Annotated in this window: 3 protein-coding genes and 3 tRNA genes; 1 reads left to right on the top strand and 5 read right to left on the bottom strand. The window is 39.2% G+C overall.

The window, feature by feature from the left end; translation table 11 throughout:
* Positions 1-207: 207 nt before the first annotated feature.
* Positions 208-1,074, bottom strand: coding sequence for a nucleotidyltransferase-like protein (locus MBEAL2_RS28435; RefSeq protein WP_047155537.1), 867 nt, complete (start codon positions 1,072-1,074; stop codon positions 208-210).
* A 294-nt stretch (positions 1,075-1,368) separates the two neighbouring features.
* On the opposite strand from MBEAL2_RS28435, the gene MBEAL2_RS28430 reads away from it, so the two are divergent.
* Positions 1,369-1,710 (top strand): DUF2614 family zinc ribbon-containing protein, encoded by a 342-nt coding sequence (locus tag MBEAL2_RS28430; RefSeq protein ID WP_047155536.1) that lies wholly within the window; start codon positions 1,369-1,371, stop codon positions 1,708-1,710.
* A gap of 142 nt (positions 1,711-1,852) precedes the next feature.
* On the opposite strand, the gene perR is transcribed toward MBEAL2_RS28430, so the two are convergent.
* From perR to MBEAL2_RS28410, 4 genes are all read right to left on the bottom strand, one after another.
* A complete protein-coding gene (gene perR / locus MBEAL2_RS28425; protein ID WP_047155535.1) occupies positions 1,853-2,284 on the bottom strand; it encodes a peroxide-responsive transcriptional repressor PerR in 432 nt (143 codons plus the stop codon).
* A gap of 163 nt (positions 2,285-2,447) precedes the next feature.
* Positions 2,448-2,533: transfer RNA gene (locus MBEAL2_RS28420), tRNA-Leu, on the bottom strand.
* Positions 2,534-2,536: 3 nt separating this feature from the next.
* Positions 2,537-2,611, bottom strand: a tRNA-Arg gene (locus tag MBEAL2_RS28415).
* Positions 2,612-2,625: 14 nt separating this feature from the next.
* Positions 2,626-2,701: transfer RNA gene (locus tag MBEAL2_RS28410), tRNA-Asn, on the bottom strand.
* Between the last annotated feature and the right edge of the window lie 61 nt (positions 2,702-2,762).

The raw sequence follows: 2,762 nt of genomic DNA, 5'->3' as shown, positions 1-2,762 counted from the left end.
GGCGACTTATATATCTTATCAAACATCCAAACAGATTGCAATAAGTTTTTTTTGGTAAAACAATGCTATCTCTTATTTGTTTGAGTCGAGTCTTTATCGCCTTCTCACGGCGACAAGTAATAATATATCATGTGTTTAGCATGGAAGTCAACAAGAAAATTTGCAAAAACTTATATGCTGCGATTCAACTCGTTTTCTCCCTCTATATTATGTTGGTTCGCACATATACATTTTTTCTATACCGTATTCTGTCCTTACCTGTATCGCCTCGATTAAGGAGCGTTCTACAAGCTTCTCAAGAAGTAAAATCAAATTGAACTTCACACCTTGAAAATCCGGATGATGAAGAAGTTCATCAACTGACCATGCTCCCTGCCGCTTTTGCATAATGCTAAAAAGAAATTCACTTGATTGGGCCATCTCTGAAATTACGGAGAATTCACAAGCAAGCAACAGCAATTCAACTCTTTTCTCCAGTGAGTCGCTCGCTGTTATAAGTTCTTCGTATAGCTTATAAACGGCATAATCAATTTTTAAAACTTGCTGCCAAACAATTGTTTCAGGCACTTCGCCAGCTTTTATTATCGTTAGACGCGCCCAATGGTGCAGAGCACGCAGCATGCTGTTATAAGAATCTAATAAGTGTCCAGTGTTTAAATATTCTTTCGCTTCAAGGTATCTTCGCAAAAAGTGGGTAAACTCAATACAAATTGTACGCTGTTGAAGCACTGATGGATATGTATAAAACTTGGATTTTATTGCCTGTATGTATCCGTTATGGTCGGATATGATTTCACCCTGCAGCACCCATTGAATTAACCTCCGGTGAAATCTGTTCTCCATAATATGGTTGAAATATTGTTTATCAATCCATCTTACCTGCACATCTTTGCTATTTATTACAAAGTTTTTTACCTCTACCTGTTTACACAGCTTTTCGATAACAATAATATACAACTCGGCAAAGCCATCAGTAATCGACTCATACATATCAAATGTGGTAACACGAATAACGGCTTCAGCAGAACGCTCATCAAGCACATATCGAATGAGGTCGCTAGAAATACGGCTCATTAACAAACCACCTTTTAAAGTAAGAGGATTTGGAGGCACTTTTTTAAAATAGGCGCCCGCCATGGATTGAATTCATAAAACTTACCTGTTTTCCTTTTCGACATCGTCCATCAAATCACCTTCTACTATTGACATAGTGCAAACGCTCATATATTATAAAAATGTACATTTCTTTTACTCTTCCTGAGGTACTAACTATATCCTTCTTACCTCCCCGTTGCATATGGGGAGGCTTTTTTTTTACATACGTGGTATACTACCAGTACCTGATTTTTCTAGAAGGGAATGTTACGTATGTTATTCTCGGGGAAGTTAAATAAACTGCGTACTCTCGCGTTCGGACTTGTTTTTATTGGCTTTGCTGTTATGTACATAGGATTTGCCGGCTTTGCAGGCTATCTGGGTGCTCTATTGGCACATAATATGGTTGTCATGGCTATTTTCTTAGTGTTAGGCTTCTTTTGTGTTATTGGAAGTTCAGTAATGTATATGTGGCTCGGCATGGTATCAACCAAAGCAGTACAAGTCTATTGTCCAAATTGCAGCCGGATTACTAAGATAGTCGGTGTGAAAGACGAGTGTATGTTTTGTAAACAACAGCTTTCTTTAGATCCAAAAGACGCCCCTCAAACTTAGACAAAAATTTATTTTAAAAAGCCTGCCTAACATAATTTTAATCCGTTAGGCAGGCTTTTTGTGTCTTTTGAGTTATTAAAATAAACAAAATAGAAAGCCTGCCCACTAACAAGCGAGAAAGCCCACTGAAAGAGAATTAGACTTATGGTTCTATCTGGCACTCCTGGCATGTTCCATAAACCTCTAAACGATGGGAATGAACTTTGAATCCAGTACTAGACGCAGCTTCACTTTCAAGTTCATGCAAAGGAAAGTGGTAAAAATCCTCTACCTTATTACATTTTACACAAACAGCGTGGTAGTGTTCTTCAATATTTGCATCAAATCGGCTTGAAGCATCTCCATATGTCAACTCACGCACAAGACCCGTTTCTTTAAACACACGCAGGTTGTTATAAATTGTGGCGACACTCATATTAGGGAATTTGCCTTCGAGTGACTTGTAAATTTCATCAACGGTTGGATGAGACATCGTATCTAATAAATATGCTAAAATCGCATGACGTTGAGGTGTCATCCGCACCCCTGCATCCTTTAATTTAAAAAGCGCTACTTCAAAAAGATCTGCGGACATTTGTCATGCACCTCTTTTCCACTTAAGATAATTACTATTACATTATAATATTTATAAATAGTCTAAGGTTATTAATAAGAAGTTGTCAACAGGTAGATATTTTCTTTACCAATATGCTAAAAAACGCTAGGAAAAATTCCTAGCGTTTACGTATGTACTATTATGGTGCGGTCGGCGAGACTCGAACTCGCACGATCTAGGATCACTACCCCCTCAAGATAGCGTGTCTGCCAATTCCACCACGACCGCATATGGCGAGCCTACCAGGATTCGAACCTGGGCACCTGGTACCGGAAACCAGTGCTCTATCCCCTGAGCTATAGGCCCGTTTTAAATTGTAATGGCTCCGCAGGCCGGACTCGAACCAGCGACCGATCGGTTAACAGCCGATTGCTCTACCGACTGAGCTACTGCGGAATTGAGAAGGTTACTTACACCTTCAAAACTGAATCAGAAGACACTAACAGGATGTTAGCGG

This window comes from Aneurinibacillus tyrosinisolvens (genome assembly GCF_001015055.1).
GTDB classification, from domain to species: Bacteria; Bacillota; Bacilli; order Aneurinibacillales; family Aneurinibacillaceae; genus Aneurinibacillus_A; species Aneurinibacillus_A tyrosinisolvens.
This window is presented reverse-complemented; position numbering and strand designations above follow the sequence as displayed.

Bases quoted from the DNA above. Each gene is read 5' to 3' on its own strand.
- MBEAL2_RS28435 (WP_047155537.1), bottom strand. From the start codon at position 1,074: ATGAGCCGTATTTCTAGCGACCTCATTCGATATGTGCTTGATGAGCGT.
- MBEAL2_RS28430 (WP_047155536.1), top strand. From the start codon at position 1,369: ATGTTATTCTCGGGGAAGTTAAATAAACTGCGTACTCTCGCGTTCGGA.
- perR (WP_047155535.1), bottom strand. From the start codon at position 2,284: ATGTCCGCAGATCTTTTTGAAGTAGCGCTTTTTAAATTAAAGGATGCA.